This window comes from Paenibacillus campi (assembly GCF_034659835.1).
GTDB lineage: Bacteria > Bacillota > Bacilli > Paenibacillales > Paenibacillaceae > Saccharibacillus > Saccharibacillus campi.
In genome coordinates, this window is record NZ_JAXSQZ010000002.1 from 692,577 (window position 1) to 709,935 (window position 17,359).

13 protein-coding genes are annotated in these 17,359 nt (G+C 44.5%); 11 read left to right on the plus strand and 2 right to left on the minus strand.

Going from position 1 to position 17,359, the window contains the following annotated elements; all coding sequences use genetic code 11:
* Window positions 1-216 precede the first annotated feature (216 nt).
* Complete coding sequence (locus tag U1I11_RS08125) at window positions 217-489, minus strand: ACT domain-containing protein (RefSeq protein ID WP_322905487.1); 273 nt, start codon at window positions 487-489, stop codon at window positions 217-219.
* A 430-nt stretch (window positions 490-919) separates the two neighbouring features.
* Between U1I11_RS08125 and U1I11_RS08130 the strand changes: the two genes are divergently transcribed.
* Complete coding sequence (locus U1I11_RS08130) at window positions 920-1,396, plus strand: YbaK/EbsC family protein (protein ID WP_322905489.1); 477 nt, start codon at window positions 920-922, stop codon at window positions 1,394-1,396.
* Window positions 1,397-1,621: 225 nt separating this feature from the next.
* Here U1I11_RS08130 and U1I11_RS08135 read toward each other — a convergent pair whose 3' ends face one another.
* The gene (locus U1I11_RS08135) at window positions 1,622-3,130 is read right to left on the minus strand and encodes a M14 family zinc carboxypeptidase (RefSeq protein WP_322905491.1); all 1,509 of its coding nucleotides are present in this window, start codon (window positions 3,128-3,130) and stop codon (window positions 1,622-1,624) included.
* Window positions 3,131-3,434: 304 nt separating this feature from the next.
* Between U1I11_RS08135 and U1I11_RS08140 the strand changes: the two genes are divergently transcribed.
* The 10 genes from U1I11_RS08140 to U1I11_RS08185 all read left to right on the plus strand — a co-directional run bounded on the left by U1I11_RS08140 (window position 3,435) and on the right by U1I11_RS08185 (window position 17,358).
* Window positions 3,435-4,823: a TldD/PmbA family protein gene (locus U1I11_RS08140; protein ID WP_322905493.1), complete on the plus strand. Its 1,389-nt coding sequence runs from the start codon at window positions 3,435-3,437 to the stop codon at window positions 4,821-4,823.
* Between the two features lie 3 nt (window positions 4,824-4,826).
* Window positions 4,827-6,170 (plus strand): TldD/PmbA family protein, encoded by a 1,344-nt coding sequence (locus U1I11_RS08145; protein WP_322905495.1) that lies wholly within the window; start codon window positions 4,827-4,829, stop codon window positions 6,168-6,170.
* A gap of 655 nt (window positions 6,171-6,825) precedes the next feature.
* The gene (gene lysA, locus U1I11_RS08150) at window positions 6,826-8,160 is read left to right on the plus strand and encodes a diaminopimelate decarboxylase (RefSeq protein ID WP_322905497.1); all 1,335 of its coding nucleotides are present in this window, start codon (window positions 6,826-6,828) and stop codon (window positions 8,158-8,160) included.
* 274 nt (window positions 8,161-8,434) lie between these two features.
* Entirely contained in the window at window positions 8,435-8,866 is a 432-nt protein-coding gene (locus tag U1I11_RS08155; protein ID WP_322905499.1) for a peptidylprolyl isomerase, read from the plus strand.
* A 601-nt stretch (window positions 8,867-9,467) separates the two neighbouring features.
* Window positions 9,468-11,078 (plus strand): amidohydrolase, encoded by a 1,611-nt coding sequence (locus U1I11_RS08160; RefSeq protein WP_322905501.1) that lies wholly within the window; start codon window positions 9,468-9,470, stop codon window positions 11,076-11,078.
* A 375-nt stretch (window positions 11,079-11,453) separates the two neighbouring features.
* Window positions 11,454-12,335, plus strand: coding sequence for a CRISPR system precrRNA processing endoribonuclease RAMP protein Cas6 (gene cas6 / locus U1I11_RS08165; RefSeq protein ID WP_322905503.1), 882 nt, complete (start codon window positions 11,454-11,456; stop codon window positions 12,333-12,335).
* 106 nt (window positions 12,336-12,441) lie between these two features.
* Window positions 12,442-13,398: a DUF6602 domain-containing protein gene (locus U1I11_RS08170; RefSeq protein WP_322905505.1), complete on the plus strand. Its 957-nt coding sequence runs from the start codon at window positions 12,442-12,444 to the stop codon at window positions 13,396-13,398.
* Entirely contained in the window at window positions 13,395-15,605 is a 2,211-nt protein-coding gene (locus U1I11_RS08175; protein WP_322905506.1) for a Cas10/Cmr2 second palm domain-containing protein, read from the plus strand. The genes U1I11_RS08170 and U1I11_RS08175 overlap by 4 nt, the downstream gene beginning before the upstream one ends.
* A complete protein-coding gene (locus tag U1I11_RS08180; RefSeq protein WP_322905508.1) occupies window positions 15,602-16,381 on the plus strand; it encodes an RAMP superfamily CRISPR-associated protein in 780 nt (259 codons plus the stop codon). The genes U1I11_RS08175 and U1I11_RS08180 overlap by 4 nt, the downstream gene beginning before the upstream one ends.
* Window positions 16,381-17,358, plus strand: coding sequence for a hypothetical protein (locus tag U1I11_RS08185; protein WP_322905510.1), 978 nt, complete (start codon window positions 16,381-16,383; stop codon window positions 17,356-17,358). Before U1I11_RS08180 ends, U1I11_RS08185 begins: the two co-directional genes overlap by 1 nt.
* The last annotated feature ends 1 nt before the right edge of the window (window position 17,359 follow it).

Below are 17,359 nucleotides of genomic sequence, written 5' to 3' on the forward strand. Positions count from 1 at the left end.
CGGTTCATTTGCAAGCGAGCGTCATCCATGCTTTGTGCGGGATGATGCTCTTTTTTAGTAGGCAAACAAACGTTTAAAAAATTAAGATATATTGTAGGAGTAAAATACGTATTACAAAAATAAAACCGCGTGGATCGCATACCTAAAAACACCTGCAAATGAATGCTCCCCTCTCACGGAAAGAGGCAAGTACAGCTTGCAAGTGTTCTAGCTAAACTAATAAATCCGGTGCATCGTATTAAAAATATCCTCATGCTGTAATTTGATCTCTACGCCGATCTCGATACCAAGCTGTTGCAAATCTTCCACCAGTCCTTCAAATGCTTTGACTGCGTTTGATGCGTCGACAATCATCATCATATTAAAATAATCCTGTACAATCGTTTGCGAAATGTCCAGAATATTGACGTTTTGTCCAGCCACATATGTACGCACTCCCGCGACAATGCCCACTTTATCTTTGCCAAGCATTGTAATGATTCCTTTCATACGAACAAGCTCTCCTTATCCTATAATGAGCCGCACAAACGGTGACGTCTCGCTCGACACTCTGCTCTACGTCACCGCGTTGTCGCATCTGTTTGGCAAGCTATCGTTATTATGTCAGGCGTTTCCTGTTCGTTCAAGCGGAATTGACGGTGAGGACGGATTGTTTTAGTATAGTTTGCTAAGATCGACAACTATTAAGGTGAGCCGATCCACTATCCGGTTCATGTGGATAGGTATGGGGCAACTAGCGGGCGATATCGGTTACAAATTGCTTTGTAGCCTATGCCGCTGACGACTACGGCGTAAACAAAGCGAGGATTATCACGGTTAACGCTTACGGATTAAGCTGTAATGAGTCGGCTCCCGTACCGCATTATAGCTTCGGCAAATGAATTTATGTACATAGAATGAGCAAGAAAGGATGAATCAGATGGGAATCGAACAAGTAAAAGAGCATTTTCGCCAATTTGGGCGCGAAGCGGATATATTGGAATTTGCCACGTCCAGCGCAACCGTACAGGAGGCAGCCGACACGATTGGTGTTATCCCGGCACGCATTGCCAAAACATTATCATTTCGCGGACATGAAACGGATGAGCACGCTTTATTGATCGTAGCTGCTGGTGACGCACGGATCGACAACAAAAAGTTCCGCACCACTTTTACGTTAAAGCCGCGTATGCTCAGCCCGGAGGACGTGTTGCAGCAGACTGGGCATGCGATTGGTGGTGTCTGTCCATTCGGACTGGCTCATCCACTGAAAGTGTATCTCGATGAGTCGTTAAAACGGTTTGACACCGTATTTCCAGCGTGCGGTAGCAGCAATTCCGCGATTGAGTTGACATTGCCAGAGCTGGAGCGTTATGCAGCAATGAAAGGATGGGTGGATGTGTGTAAGTGGGGATAATGCCGTATGATGTGCATCGAATAAAGAACGTCATGCCAGTTACCGAATTAGACCAAAGAACCGTACATCATAGGATGAACGGTTCTTTATTGATGCTGTCCTAGCTAGAATGAGCGACAGAATAACGATGTCTTTTAAAATGGAGTGACATACTGTCATCATTAAAACCCGATAAAGATAAGGATGAACGATTGAAGATAAGGATGAACGATCCATCCCTTTTGCTCAGTTTCCATATGTCGATTGCTCCACTGTCGCAGTCGCTGCACCTTCCACTGCCGTCGTTTCGCCCGGCACATTCGCCGCTTCCGGTGGCTGCTGCGCCTCAGTCGGCGGCACGACAGCAGTTGCCGGTTTCGGACTCGTAAAGTTTAATTGCCCGCTTTTCCTATCTACTGCAAGCGCTGCGCCGGTAACTTGGCTGATTAGGCGAGCGGGCACATAGATGAAGCCGTCAGTCATGATCGGTTTGCCGGACAGTGTGACCGTTTTGCCGTTGACTTGTGCGTAGCTGCTGCCGAGCGTAAAGCTTACTGTACCGGCTGCGCTCGCTGTGGCGGTTACGGTGCGTGTACTTTGATCCCAAAATGCGGTAAAGCCGTATTGCTCCAGCAGCGGTTTGTACGCTACATAATTAACGCCTGTTTGCACAAATGCTTTGATGTCGGTTGCTGGTAGTTGTCCGTCGATGCGTACACTGACCGTGCGCACCGGATGCAGATTGCGTTTGCTCCATAGACTGTACCCTTCCTGGGCGAGCGATAGTCCGATTTTTTGGTTGCGTCGCCATTCCTCGGCAAAGGCAGCCAGTGGCAAATTCGTTTCGCCTGGTTTGATACCGATCTCCGGTGTAAAGGCAGGGCGATGAAATGTCGTAATAAACCAATCCGTATATCCGCCGCCGGATGAGTCGCTGCGTTGTGGCATTAAACGATAGCCGGTCATGCTGCTAAACAGATTGGCAAGCCGCCGATCACGCGGCAAATTGGCGGGCAATGTGTGGAAGCTCCAATAAATAATCCGTCCAGCCGAATGATACGATACGGCAATTTCGGGATCAATCTCATGCGTAAAGCGGACAAGTGCTTGATTTTCCGGCGTTTGTACCGGTGCGGTGCCTTTATGATTGCGCCAGAACGGATACGCGATATTGTCTTCCAACGTTGCCCAGTATGAATCGTATTGTCGATTGAGATCGATGCCTTGCGGATTCGCTTTCCAGCGCTTAAAATTGCTGCTACCGCCATTCATACGAATGAGCGCGCTATGTACAGATGCAGGAAATGCGCTTAAACCGAACTGCTGCAATGTTACACCATCCGGATTCACCATCGGCACAAACCAGATCGTCGTCCGCTCCAAAATGGCGCGGGCATTGTAGCCCGCATAGTTGCGGTTAGCGGCATATGCGGCGGCATATTGCTCGATCATCGTCATATTGAGCGTCGTCGTTAGCCACTCACGGGCATGGTGAGAGCCGTTAATAAAAATGGTGGCTGCACCTTTGCCAAGCCCGATCGCCCAGATGTCGCGACCGTATGTTGTTTTGCCGATGGAGCGGTATTGAATGATGTCCGGGTACGTTTGGGCGAGCGTTTGTATGTCTCGTGTCATCCGTTCATACGTATACATCGTAGTTGCAGCAACAATCTGACCAGCAGCGGAAACGGGATGGAGCGGAATCGAGGTCAGCAACAGCAGCAGACTAAACCCCATCAGCAGCAATTTTTTCAAATGAATCCTCCTGTCGGAAATGGGTCGTGTCCATTAATCTGAATTATAAATATGAACTATGCTTAGTAACAGTATAACCATTATTTCGATACGAACGGTATCGAAATTTGTCGGTGTTGTTATTTATTTGGTTAGATATGAGGGGGATTCGATCAAGAAACGAATGCCAGCTCACATCGGTAGACGTACACGCCTAGGATGGCATCATTTAAAATGTTACAATATAAGGAAATGTAAGCGGTAAGCTGCATTCGATATGGCTACATATGTTTAAATGTCGATATTAACGACTGGAGGAAAAGCGATGCTGCAACCTATCGTAGTGGAAAGAATATTGCAGGCTGCGCTGGAGACAGGCGGCGATTTTGCGGAAGTTTTCGTGGAGGATCGGATCGATCGTGATCTCGGTATGATTGGCGGTGTGTTGGAACGTGCGTTGTCCGGGCGTGATTATGGGATGGGGATTCGCATTTTAAAAGGGGTATTTTCCGTATATGCGTACACGAGCGATCTGAGCGAACACAATTTGCTTCGTACTGCACGCAAAGCGGCGGGAGCGCTGGATGGCTCTAGACTGGATACGGTGCTGAACTTTGATCATGTCCGGATCGATAATCGCCATCCGGTGTTGCAACCGCCATCGGCAGCGCAGCATACACGCAAGTTGGACATGATGCGCACCGCTCATGAAGCGTTAAAGCAAGGTGATCCGTTAATCGAGCAAACGTCTGTCGGCATATTGAGCTGGCAGCAGAAAGTACTGATCGCCAACTCGGACGGGTTATGGGCAGAAGATACACGTACGTATACACGTCTGCGTCTGAGCGCGGTAGCGGTGGACGGCAACAATCGCCAGTCAGGTATGCGGGCACCAGGTGCGCTTGCCGGAATGGAATTTATCGAAGGGCTGGATATCGGTGCAGAAGCCGCAGAAGCGGCACGGATCGCAGCGACGATGGTCAAAGCAGGTTATGCGCCAAGCGGCAAATTACCGGTTGTCATCGAAAACGGTTTTGGCGGTGTATTGTTCCACGAAGCATGCGGTCATGGCTTAGAAGCAACCGCTGTTGGTGTCGGTGCATCCGTATTTGCTAGTAAACTAGGCGAGCAGATCGCTTCCCCGCTCGTGACCGCAATCGATGATGGCACGATCCCGAACGCTTGGGGCTCGCTCAATATCGATGATGAAGGGATGAAAACACAGCGCAATGTGCTGATCGAAAACGGTGTGCTCAAAGGCTATCTGATCGATCGTGTCGGTTCACGCCGGATGAATATGGCACCGACCGGTTCGGGCAGACGGCAGTCGTATCGATTTGCACCTACATCGCGTATGAACAATACGTTTATTAGTGAAGGCGATTCGACGCGTGAGCAGATGATTGCAGCGACGGAATATGGCATTTATGCCCGTTCATTAGGCGGTGGTTCAGTCAATACGGCAACGAGTGATTTCAATTTTGCGATCAATGAAGCGTATATGATTCGCAATGGTAAAATTGCCGAGCCGATCAAAGGAGCAACACTGATCGGTAAAGGTTTAGATACGCTACAAAAAATCGATATGGTCGGTAGCAATCTGGATCATGGACAGGGAATGTGCGGCTCGGTGAGCGGCAGTTTGCCAGTCAACTGCGGTCAGCCTACGCTGCGTGTATCCGAAATGACCGTTGGCGGCAGAAAGGGGGAATAAGCGATGGAGATTACGCAATTTCAGCAGCAGCTATTTGAGCAAGGACGAGCGTATGGCTATACCGAGATGGAGGTGTATTATGCGGCAAGCCGCGCGGTTGCAGTGACGGTACGTGCTGGTGAAGTGGACAGTTATCGTGTGGCGGAAACGCACGGGCTTTCGTTTCGCGGGTTAATTCGTGGACGGATGGGCTATGCGTCGACAGAGCAGGTAGAAGCGGATAGTATCGACTTTTTGTTAGAGGAAGCGGCAGGCAATGCGGCGGTGCTGGATACGGACGATGAAAGCGATCTGTTTGGCGGCTCCGATCAATATCCACAGCTACAGACGTACACGGCTGGATTAATCGATACAGCGCCTGCTACATTGATCGCGGCTGCCAAGCGATTGGAGCAGCTCGTATTGGAAGCGGACGAACGGATTACGATGGTGCGGCAAAGTTCTGCCAGCGTCCGTCAGCATGAGACGCTCATCGCCAATACGCGCGGCTTGCATTGCCATCAGCAAGATAGCATCGGCAGTATGAGCGTGTATGTGTTGGCAGGTACGGAGAGCGAGACGGTTAGTGGTGGTTGGTTTGATTATGATCTACGCGATTTTACAGCGATTGATCCGCAGGCGATTGCGCAGCGTGCCGCCTATGAAGTCGTGTCAAAGCTAGGGGCTAGCTCGCTGCCTTCGGGTAAAGTTCCGGTCATTTTGCGTGAAGATGCGGCATCATCATTGCTTGCTGCGCACGCGTCGATCTTTTCGGCGGAACAGGTGGAAAAAGGCTTTTCCAGTCTGGTCGGCAAGCAGGGGCAGACGATTGCGGGCAGCAATATTACGCTTGTCGATGATCCGCTTATGCAAGGTGTACCAGGCACGACGATCTTTGACGCTGAAGGTGTTGCCGCCAGCCGTCATGTGCTAGTGGAGCAAGGTAAGCTGAACGGTTTCCTTCACAATCGCAAAACCGCTGCCAAAGCGGGTACGATGACGACCGGTCATGCGTCCAGAGGAGGGTATAAAGGGAAGCTGGGCGTCTCTTATCATAATTTGTATTTGCAAGCGGGCACACGCAGTTTGGAGCAAATGATTGCCGACATCGAATACGGTGTGCTCATTACCGAGTTGCAAGGGTTACATGCCGGTACAAGCCCGACGAGCGGCAATTTCTCGCTAAGTTGTCTCGGCTATTTGATCGAAAATGGGGCGATCTCGCGTCCGGTGAATCAGATTACCGTTTCTGGAAATTTCCATGAATTGTTAAATGATGTAGTAGAGCTGGGGAACGATCTGCGCTTTACGGGCGGGTGTACTTCGCCATCGCTGCATGTGCGCGAGTTGTCGATTTCGGGCGCGTAGTTAGCCGAGGATTCAGGTGAAAACGGTAAAACTTTTACCTTTGAAGCTTTAAAAGCCTCATAAAAGTAATATACGATGCTGTTCATCCAGCATATCGTATACTACCTTGTGAGGCTTTTTTGAATAAAGTGTTACATTTTCAACTTAAGTTGCCGGATTACCATCGTAATCAATACAATCATCCCAACCACAGCACATTCCCTACCTGATCGGAAACTAAAACGCGTTATTTAGCGCAGTATAGTTGCAGTATAGTTTCTGGGCAAATACGATGACTTATAGTGGCTACTTCAATATAAAATAATAGTTGATATTGTAGCGAAATGGAGCATGAAGGATCGTTTGGAAGTGAGTGTAGCAACAAAAGTCACCAGTAGGTGAGATTAGGTTTAAAAGTGTACGGTACAATCTGCATCACTTTGTACAACTTTATGCCAAGTTAACACTCCCACCTCCATTTGATGCTACAATATGACAGAACACTAAGCAGACAACGCACAAACCGTGCAAAATACAAATGTTCAGCACAATAGTCCATTCTGAACACCAGCTAACAATTTTATACTGACGATACATTACACAATCCGCAGCGATACGGATAATGCTAGCTTTACCCATTGCTGCATCCAGTTGACAGAACGAACGGAGGACAACGATGTACTTACATGGAACGAGCACGATCAATGAACAAGGCCATCTGGAAATCGGTGGCTGTGATACAGTAGAACTGAAGGAACAATACGGTACGCCGTTGTATATTATGGACGAGCAATTGATTCGTCAACGTTGTCGTGAATATATGGATGCGTTTCGCGCGACCGGGATGGAGTTTCAAGTTGCCTATGCGAGCAAAGCATTTTGTACGATGGCGATATGCCGAATCGTTGAAGAAGAAGGATTATCGCTCGATGTCGTTTCCGAAGGGGAACTGCATACGGCATTAGAAGCAGGCTTCCCGGCTGGACGCATTCATTTTCACGGCAACAACAAAACACCGGATGAGCTAGAAATGGCGCTGGATGCAAGTATCGGCTGTTTTGTCGTCGATAACTTTATCGAACTGCAAATGCTTGATGCGATCGCAGCCGAAAAGGGGCTGAAACCCGGCATTTTGCTGCGCGTCACGCCCGGTGTGGAGGCGCATACGCATGAATTTATTTCAACCGGTCAGGAAGATTCCAAATTTGGTTTTGATATCGGTAACGGCTCGGCGGAAGAAGCGGTCAAGCTGGCGCACAAGTTAACCCATGTGGAGCTGCTGGGGCTGCATTCGCATATCGGATCGCAAATTTTTGAGGTGGACGGTTTTCAAGTGGCGGCGCAGCGTGTGGCTGATTTTGCGCGTCAATTGCAGCAGCAGATTGGTGTCACGTTTAAAGTGATCAATCTGGGCGGCGGATTTGGGATTCGGTATACGGAGGAAGATAGCCCGCTGCATGCAGCGGATTATGTGAGTGCGATCGCTAATGCGGTGAAGCAGCAGTTTGCTGGTCTGGAAGGACAATTGCCGCAAATTTGGATCGAGCCAGGACGCAGCATCGTTGGCGATGCCGGTACGACACTGTACACGATCGGTACAAGCAAACATATCCCGAATGTGCGCAAATATGTCGCAGTTGATGGCGGTATGACCGACAATCCGCGTCCGGCGCTGTATGATGCGGTCTATGAAGCAGTGCTGGCAAACCGGGCGCACGATGAAGCGACGGAGTTGGTTTCAGTCGCTGGTAAATGCTGCGAAAGCGGCGATATGCTAATTTGGGATATCGAGCTGGCAGAGCCGATTGCAGGCGATTTGCTGGCGGTTGCATGCACCGGTGCCTACAATTATTCGATGGCAAGCAACTACAACCGCATTCGCCGTCCAGCGGTCGTGCTTGTGCGTGATGGCGAATCCGACCTGATCGTGGAGCGTGAAACATTTACGGATATTACACGCAATGATATCGTGCCTGCCCGTCTACGCGGCGAGGTTCCGGCACAACGCTAAGCGTTAGTATTTCGTTTACCCTTTACGGGTACGGACATTTCATAGTAAACTGATAGGGTGCTGTGCCACGGCTGTACTGCTGCGGGCATGGCATCCTGTATTTATGATGCGGGCACATAACCGGAATGGCGGCGCATCGTTTTAGCTGTCAGCGGCAAATTAGCCTAGCTGACTTCCGCATATGGATAGCATGGACGGTGCCAACCATTTCGTCGCATTTTTATTCATTCGGCATGATGATCATGCCCATTGCTGAGAGGAGATAGATGTAATTATGACAAAACAGGCTAAAATCAAATTGGCAAACGGTGGCGAGGTTGTCATCGATCTGTTCGATCAAGATGCTCCGAATACGGTCGAAAACTTTGAGAAGCTGGCAAATGATGGCTTCTACAACGGTCTGACATTCCACCGCGTCATCCCTGGTTTCGTTGCACAAGGTGGCTGTCCAAACGGAACAGGTACAGGCGGCCCAGGTTACACGATCAATTGTGAAATTAACCCGAACAAACATGAGCGCGGCACACTGGCGATGGCTCACGCTGGACGCAACACAGGCGGCAGCCAGTTTTACATCTGCTACCAACCACAACCACATCTGGACGGTCAACATACCGTTTTTGGTAAAGTGGTAAAAGGGATGGAATATGTGGACGCACTGCAAGGCCGTGACAAAATGGAAACCGTTGAAATCGTAGAAGCTTAATTTTACGCGTTTCACGCATCTGATTTGGCATATGTATACGTAGCGTATTACGTTTCACGTATCGTATTAAGCGTAGTGAAAAATAGTGCAGTAAAAGCGAGGGCTGTTTCAAACAGTTCTCGCTTTTTTGTATCGTTAGGTAGGTGATAAGGTAGTATTTAACTCGTGCAGGAGCGTGGATTGAAGTCCTTGCCCGGATTAATGAGAGCAAGATTAGTACGTCGCTCCTCGTCAGATTATGCTGTATACGTGGCTCATTTTAATTGAAATCTATCCTTTTTTCTTTTGAACGATCAAATGATGAGAGTAACGATTTGAAGGTACTATAACGAAGCGATCGTCCGGCGCTGGTTTATGAAATTGCCACTATGCTACACTATGGTAGTGATTTAGGCGCAAGCGATGACGACCGATATGCAAAGGTATACGTACATCATCGTTATATAATAGAGCCGATCGTTGGCGCAAAAGCTCACAAGCCTAGCCGCCATTACAATTTGCTGTGGCTGGCTAATTGCAAGCTTAACCGCTTGGAAAATTCGTTTTAATCTTGCATATGTACTGCTCTACCTATACACCTACTCACAAAAGGAGAATAACGATGACCGGAACATTGTACATAAATGGACGTTTTCACGCGCAAAGCGGCATCGCTGCCAATCCGCCTTTACCTGCCATCTATGCTGAAAAGGGCATCATTCGCGCGATTGGCAGTCATGACGAGCTGACGCTTCAGCTTAGCGGGCAACATTATCATACGATCGATTGGGACGGTAGTTATGTGCTGCCTGGACTTGTCGATTCGCATATGCATCTGTCTATGCACGGTATGAAGCTGTCGATGCTGGACTTTTCCGATGTGCATTCTAAACAGGAAATGCTGCACATGATTCGCCAGCGTGTCGCAGTAACGCCGCCGGGCGAATGGATTGTCGGTTTAAACTGGAATGAAAATGCGTTTACGCCAGCTGTGCCGCCGCTGCGTACCGAACTGGACGAGATTACGACGGAGCATCCGATTTATTTGACACGTACATGTTTCCATGCTTTTCTCGCCAATAGCGAAGCTTTTCGCCGGGCACGTATCGACGCGCATACACCTGACCCGCCATCCGGTTCATTTGGACGCGATTTATCTGGCGAATTGAATGGCTGGGTATATGAAGAAGCGAATCAAGCGTTTGTATCTGTACAACCCACGCCGGATTATGCAACCAAAAAAGACGCTATTCGCCGTGCTTGTCAAGATGCGCTACGTCTCGGGTTGACCGGAGCACATACCGAAGATTTGCGTTTTCTCGGTAGTATCGATACGATGCTGCGCATTCATCGCGAGTTACATGAAGAAGGGTTACGTTTCCGCAGTCATCAGCTTATTTATTATACCCATCTGGACGAGGCGGAATCGCTAAAACTACGTGCTGGTGCTGGGGATGAGTGGCTGCGTATCGGTGCTGCCAAAATCTTTTCCGATGGCGCGATTGGCGGACGTACCGCATTATTGCGCCAGCCGTATGCGGATGATCCGTCCACTTGCGGGATGGCGATTCATGATCAACAGCGGCTCCATGAACTGACCGCACGCGCACGTAGGCTCGGTTTTCCAATCGCTGTGCATGCGATCGGTGACGGCGCTGCTGCGATGACATTGACCGCGATGGAAAGTTATCCGCTAACTGGAATTAGTCATTTGCCAGATCGTTTTATCCATGCGCAAGTGCTGGATCGGGAATTGGTAGAGCGGATGACGCGCCTGCCGCTTATTGCCGATATTCAGCCGCGTTTTGTAGCAAGTGATTTTCCGTGGGTATTGGATCGTGTCGGTGCAGAACGCACCGATTATTTATACGCTTGGAACAAACTGGTGCAGGCGGGCATTGTTTGTGCTGGCGGTAGCGATGCACCGATTGAACCGCTTGATCCACTGCTCGGTATCCATGCCGCTGTAACGCGCCGCCATCCGCAACAAAGCGAGCCAGCCGCCGGGTATTTGCCGCATGAGCGTTTGAGCATCGCCGAGGCTGTACGCCTGTTTACGGAAGGAAGCGCCGCAGCGGTGAGTGAGCAAACGACACGCGGCACGATCGCGATCGGTAAAGCGGCAGATTTTACGGTGCTCGATCGGGATATTTATGAGCATGAGCAGCAGTTGCTGGATGCTCGGGTGAAGATGACGGTGGTGAATGGGGAAGTAGGGTATCGGGCGGATTAACCAACTAAGAATAAAATAATCATTAAATTAATATCCTTACTTATATTGAAATGATTCCATGCAAAAGTTCGGTCAACCTCAATTTGTTTTAGTGATTGAGTGAAGAAACCAGCTTGTGAGGAATCATTTCTTTCATTTAAATTCAACTATTGTTAATTATTTGAAAATGAATTATTGTTTTATATAGGTCTATTGGCATTGAATGTAATTGTGTTACATTTTTTTATACTGAATTAGGACTAGAATGCATGGCTTTAGAGTTAGGTTTTATTATACTTGTTATTAAATTGTGGGCTTAATACATTGTATCAAATGGATGGAGATTTAAATGAAAATGATGAATATACAAAAGATAATTGATAATCAGAGGGCGATATGAAAAAAAAGAACACAATATTTTCGATGTCATATGTACCTTTATTGATAAGATTGCAATGTAAAGAGGATACGAGATTACCGCCATTTCTTGGATCAACTTTGCATGGTGTGACAGGTTGGATTTTACGTCAACATAAAGAGTCGTATCAATATTTGTTCGAAAACAAGCAAACAAGTAATACTCAAAAAGACATAGTAAACCCTTATTTGATCCAGCCACCAAGACCAAAAACAATATACTGTGTAGGAGATATTCTTTGTTTTCAGTTAGTTTTATTTGGAGATTCCATTCGTTATACAGAGCAAATTATTTGCTCGTTAGCTAAAGATGATGAATTTAAACTCGGAGCCCAAAGAAAAGCGTTTAAACTGATCGACATTTTGCATGGCGAGCAGTTCGCTCCTATTTGGCAGAACGAAGAAATAATGATGAAGGCTGCTATCCCTCAAAATATAGACAGCTATCGTTTTCAAGAGCTTGCTTCATGGTGTTCTGTTCAATTCATCACCCCTATTCGTATTCGGCGTAACGGTGAATTGTTACAGCAATTTGAGTTTGCGACCATTATACGTAACATAACGAGAAGGGTACAAGCATTAACGGCACGTTATGGTGGACATGTGGATGAACAGGTTGCAGTGGAAGCATGCGAATTGGCGCAGCATGTCCACTGTCAGTCAGCTTCATTTTATATGAGCGAAATGCACCGATATTCCAGTCGCCAAAAACAATCGATGGAATGGAATGGCATACTCGGTACAATGACTTTTGAAGGCGATCTTTCCGTATTTACTCCCTGGCTAAATGTGGCGCGTATTTTAAATATTGGACGAAACTCGACGCTTGGGTATGGTCAGATTGATGTGGTATACAGATGAAGCTATGAATCAGAAATTGTTGTGAAATTACTGTTTACAATACCGTGCTTTTGTATAGTCCAATCGGATGTAACGAAAATTTAAATGATATAGGGGAGTGCTAACTATGACAGAGTTGAGCTTTGAAGAAAAGAAACAAAAGATGATTACTAATGTAATAGAAAACTATCTTCAGTTTGAACAATCGCTAGTAAATCAGTTATACATGAAGCATGATTTGCATGGAACAACAATCGGCTCGGAAAGAGAATTGATATGGTCTCAATTGTTTGAAATGATCATTCCTAAAAAGTTTGTGATCGAACCGTCTGTATTTATTATTGATTCTAATGGTGCTGTATCAAAAGAAGTTGATTTTGCCATATTAGATGAGACATATACGCCTTATATTTTTCGCTATGGAAAAATCAAATTTGTGCCAATTGAAGCTGTAGCGGCTGTTATGGAATGCAAAAGTACAAAACTGGAGGGGGACACTCTCAAAAATTGGGCAGATAGTATTGAAAAGCTAAAAACTTCCAAACAATCCGTAGCTCGCCTAGCAACTATTTTTTCTATTAACAAACCGCCTATCACACAACAATCTACTCGTCCCATCCGCATATTATGCGCTTTAAAAGACAAATGTGATGATGATATTAAAAAATATTTTGACTTTACGTTATTGGCTTCAAAACAAGCTGGCGCTAAACTTGGACGCATAGACGTCCAGTGCACAATGAACGAAGAAGAAGGAAATTTATTTGATTGGCATAAAAGCCTTAATTTTCATGGAATTAATAGTGAATCTGAGACGAACAATAGCGATGATAAACCAAATAATCAAAACGAGGAAGCAAGCGCTCAGAATGCTCTGCCTAAAGTACAAGATGTTGCAGAAGGTTTGAAAAAAATTAAACTTCAAGATTATAGCGTCAAAGATAAAAAAGGGGAAACGATCTCGTTAATGACTTTTAATTTTCAATTGAATCAGTTATTAATGCTAATTAATAACCCTATATTGTTCCCTCATCAAGCGTATGTAGCGCTTTTTAATCAATACCAACAGGAGGACACTGAATGATGGAACAATATGTAGTAGCCATATCAATCGATAAAGTACAGTCCTTCTTATATTACGTGCTTCAAGCGTCAGAACAAGAAAAGCAAAGTAATAGCGGTACACTCAAAACCATTATCGGTTCTTCTCGTTTGATTTCCGAAGATTTTTACGAGGAAATTGGAGTAGAAGGAGAGCAAGGCTCATTTGCTTCACATATTGATATGGAATTGCTAAAGTGTTCCGGCATGTGCATATTTGTAACGTCTCTATCCGAAAAAGAACTAACTGCCAAACTTGACGAACTGTTTGAGACGTATTATTTGAAATTAAATGGACAGCTATTGTTGAAATATACATTTTTTACCCTATCCGAAGTTGCAGTGAATGGAGAAATTGATCGTTTGCAAGCCATTAAAAAAGGAAAAAAACAATTGAAAGAGAAATCGTGCCTTAACGGTATCATCGACAGAAATAAAGATTTATTATTTAAATTTCATTCCATTAAAAAGAAGGTTACCGAAAAACAAAATGTTAAAGTACAAGCTGTAACATTCAACGCATTTACCGAAAATATCAATGCACTATATTCCGAACAGGAGGCAACGAACGACAACCATTTCAGAATTGCAGTAATAAAAGCTGATTTGGACGGAATGGGAGATATGTTGAGCCAGTTGCAAACCTATGACGAATATCATCAAATCAGTACAATTCTTTCGAAGTACATATGTATCGAATACTTGCATCAAAAAGTGATTGAGTTTGTAGAAAAGGATGCCTCATTTAGGATGTATCCTCTATACATCGCAGGCGATGATATTTTTATAGCCGTACCTGTCTCCAAGCTTATGGATGGAGTGAACGTATGCAGAGCAATTTTGAACGATATTAATTATGAATTGGCAGCGTTTAGTCAAAAGCATCCGATTTCCATTCCACCTTTATCCATGAGCGTTGGCATTGAGTTTACGTTTAATCGAGAGCCCATCCGTTACTATTATAATCGGGTGCAACAACAACTTGATGTTGCGAAAAAAGCGGAAAAGATCGCAAATCAGGATTGGGTAGATAATCTGACTTGTACAAAAATCAGTATGAACAATTATGTGTTTTATGATTATAAATTCGATGCTAAAGAAGCAGACACAGCAACTGTGAGAACAGAGAATAGCAAAAAGTATAAAGGCAAATCAGATTCAAAAATATTGAAAATGCTACAAGATTTTAAAGATGCTAATGAGGACAAGAGCCAATGGCATCATTTTGTATCACAAGTGAAGCGTATACAGCAGGCGATGCATGAAGGCTTTGCTGCCCATCACTTTTTTTATACTTTACTAGAAAAACTGGCTCATGATGATATTCGCAATAATAGTGATATTCGCACCAGGAATATCCGATACAGCAATGCATTCCTTTATCATGTCATACCGCAATATCAAAATAGTCATAACAAATTGCTAAGAGAGCTAGAGCTTCTTATTCTGGAATCTTTAGTTCAGCAAGTAATTGTTAAAAACTCCCGTCAACAAGGAGAGCTAAGCTTTACGTCTAATCGGCAAAATAAATTGGAAAACTATGTACGCTTGCTATTATTATTTGCTGATTCACGTTTCGATATGATGAAGAATACAACTATAAAACAAGATCAGCAAAAAGAAGAAGAACAGCGAAACCGAGTTCGTAGGACCATTTTTAATAAAACACTCCGATTTTTATATGAGTATAATCTTGGTAAAAGAAAAAATGATACATTTCGAGACATCTTTGTAAAATTCACCAAGTATACAACATCAAATGATGACCAAACTGTTTCAAGGGGAGGTAGTTCTTCCGGTTCCAATGAAGTTGAAGTATATCGAGTTTTACCGTTATCCACTTCATTGCTTCATCGTTTAAAAACGATAACAGATAAACGAAAAGTCGCCAATTTGATTGAGGCAACCAATCCTCAATCAAAGGAAGAAGTGGAGGAACTCGAAAAAGATCGCCAAGAACAGCATAAAGCCCCGCCTAAACTCTACTTTAACAAAGCTGAATTTTTAAAATTAGCTGAATCTCAAAATAATTGGAACAACGACTATATCGATTCATTGCTAATCTTTTACCAGCTTCGAGAACAATTAATCCAATTTAGAGTAGACTCAGCTTTTTATAAAACTAAAACTGCACCCACTCGTGCTAATAAAAACGCAAAACATAATAGTAATAGGGGGAAACGTAAATGAGTGTTTCAAAAATCACAATTAAACTTACGACTTGTTCTAATCTGTTTATCGGTGGTTCGCCAACCACTTTTGAAATTGGCGGAGTAGATGCGTATACAGTTACGAATGCGGCGCAATTACCGTATATTCCATCATCGTCTTATAAAGGAATTGTACGCAACATTGTACGAGAAGTATCTGCTTCCGATGTGGATTTTCAAAATAGAGCGAATCAGATCGCTGAAGCTTATCGACAATATTTACAGAGCGCCTGGAAGCAAGCTCAAGAAGAACTTGAGCGTTTAAGCATTAATTCCAATCAGATAGAGTCTGATCGGATGGAGCGAGTAAAAAAACGCTACGAGCAGGTAATTAGTAAAGTATCCGCAGAATATCTGTTTGGCATTGAAGGATTTAATGATACGCCCAAATTATTTTTTAATGATTTGGAAATGGATGATACCTGTGCACAAAAATTAAAAAAAGAAAACCAAGTCTGGTATTCGATCGATTCTAAAAATAATATCGAAAATTCCTTTGAGAATGGTATACCACAAGTAAAAGCAAATCCAAGAACATATAAAGTAGTTCGTCCTGGCATTAGTTTTAGTGGTGATTTATTGTTACACAATCTCAAAAAATTGGAGCAGTCGAATACAGGTGTAACCGAAGCGCAAATTAAAGCATTTATGGTAGATGTTATTGATCAATTGAATGATGGCATCCATCGTGTCGGTAATTCGGGTAGTCGTGGTTATGGACGAGTTAAAGTTGAGTTTATTGGGGAGGGAAACTGATGACCAACTTAAAGTATTACTCTGTACATATGGAACTTAAAGGCAGGGTAACACAACTACCTGATTCCCAAAAAATTTTTGGTACATTGATTCATCAATTTTCTAACAGACACTCCCCAGTAGAAGCAAGTAAACTCGTAGATGAAGTAAAGAAAAATTCAGGAGCAATTTTCATTTCTAATTTGCTTCCGTCTGGGTATATGCCAGTCCCGCATGTAGAATTGCTAGAACGTTTGGAAGCAACTGAAAGTAAGAAGCATAATAAGGCTATATATAAAGAAATAAAGAAACGCTCTTTTTTGAAACTTCAACAAATTGAGGAAATGACAAAGGAGATTCAAAATGCCGGTGCCGTATATCCTTACATCCATATCGAACCGACTCAGCAAATTCATGCTGCTATGGATAGCGCACGTTACAATATCCCCGGTCTTGATCCGAATCTTTTTTCAGTGCCCGAAGTGATAGTCAGCGAAGTTTTTGAACCATCTGCAAAAGAGAAAACCAAGTTGGTCAAAGAGTTCAACTTCTATATTGCCATTACAGAAAATTCAGAACTAACATGTATACTGGACATGCTTAAGCTAGTGCAAGCGGAACAAACACTATTGATATTAGGACCAAGAAGTTCTCAAGGACTTAATACTTATATAGTCAAAAAAATTACTGATGATGTTATTATGCCATCCAATCAAGCAGGAAACTATTTAAACTTGGGTATGTTATTGCCGAATAAGATTGAATTTAATAAATCTGCGCTGAAATTGTTTACTTCAGAACGTAGACCGTACAATCCAATTGGCGGATGGGATACACAGCATGCTGGAAAGTTTATTAGTTTTATTGAGGCAGGGAGCATTATTTGTGCATCGGAAAGTGTCGTACTTGCTAGTAAATCTATAGAGTCTCCTTTTTACAGCAGAGATATTATATTTGGTAACTCGTTATTATATCCATTAGCTTGGAAGGAGGCGTAAC

Bases quoted from the DNA above. Each gene is read 5' to 3' on its own strand.
- U1I11_RS08170 (WP_322905505.1), top strand. From the start codon at position 12,442: ATGACAGAGTTGAGCTTTGAAGAAAAGAAACAAAAGATGATTACTAAT.
- cas6 (WP_322905503.1), top strand. From the start codon at position 11,454: ATGAAAAAAAAGAACACAATATTTTCGATGTCATATGTACCTTTATTG.
- lysA (WP_322905497.1), top strand. From the start codon at position 6,826: ATGTACTTACATGGAACGAGCACGATCAATGAACAAGGCCATCTGGAA.
- U1I11_RS08140 (WP_322905493.1), top strand. From the start codon at position 3,435: ATGCTGCAACCTATCGTAGTGGAAAGAATATTGCAGGCTGCGCTGGAG.
- U1I11_RS08185 (WP_322905510.1), top strand. From the start codon at position 16,381: ATGACCAACTTAAAGTATTACTCTGTACATATGGAACTTAAAGGCAGG.
- U1I11_RS08155 (WP_322905499.1), top strand. From the start codon at position 8,435: ATGACAAAACAGGCTAAAATCAAATTGGCAAACGGTGGCGAGGTTGTC.
- U1I11_RS08130 (WP_322905489.1), top strand. From the start codon at position 920: ATGGGAATCGAACAAGTAAAAGAGCATTTTCGCCAATTTGGGCGCGAA.
- U1I11_RS08180 (WP_322905508.1), top strand. From the start codon at position 15,602: ATGAGTGTTTCAAAAATCACAATTAAACTTACGACTTGTTCTAATCTG.
- U1I11_RS08145 (WP_322905495.1), top strand. From the start codon at position 4,827: ATGGAGATTACGCAATTTCAGCAGCAGCTATTTGAGCAAGGACGAGCG.
- U1I11_RS08175 (WP_322905506.1), top strand. From the start codon at position 13,395: ATGATGGAACAATATGTAGTAGCCATATCAATCGATAAAGTACAGTCC.
- U1I11_RS08125 (WP_322905487.1), bottom strand. From the start codon at position 489: ATGAAAGGAATCATTACAATGCTTGGCAAAGATAAAGTGGGCATTGTC.
- U1I11_RS08160 (WP_322905501.1), top strand. From the start codon at position 9,468: ATGACCGGAACATTGTACATAAATGGACGTTTTCACGCGCAAAGCGGC.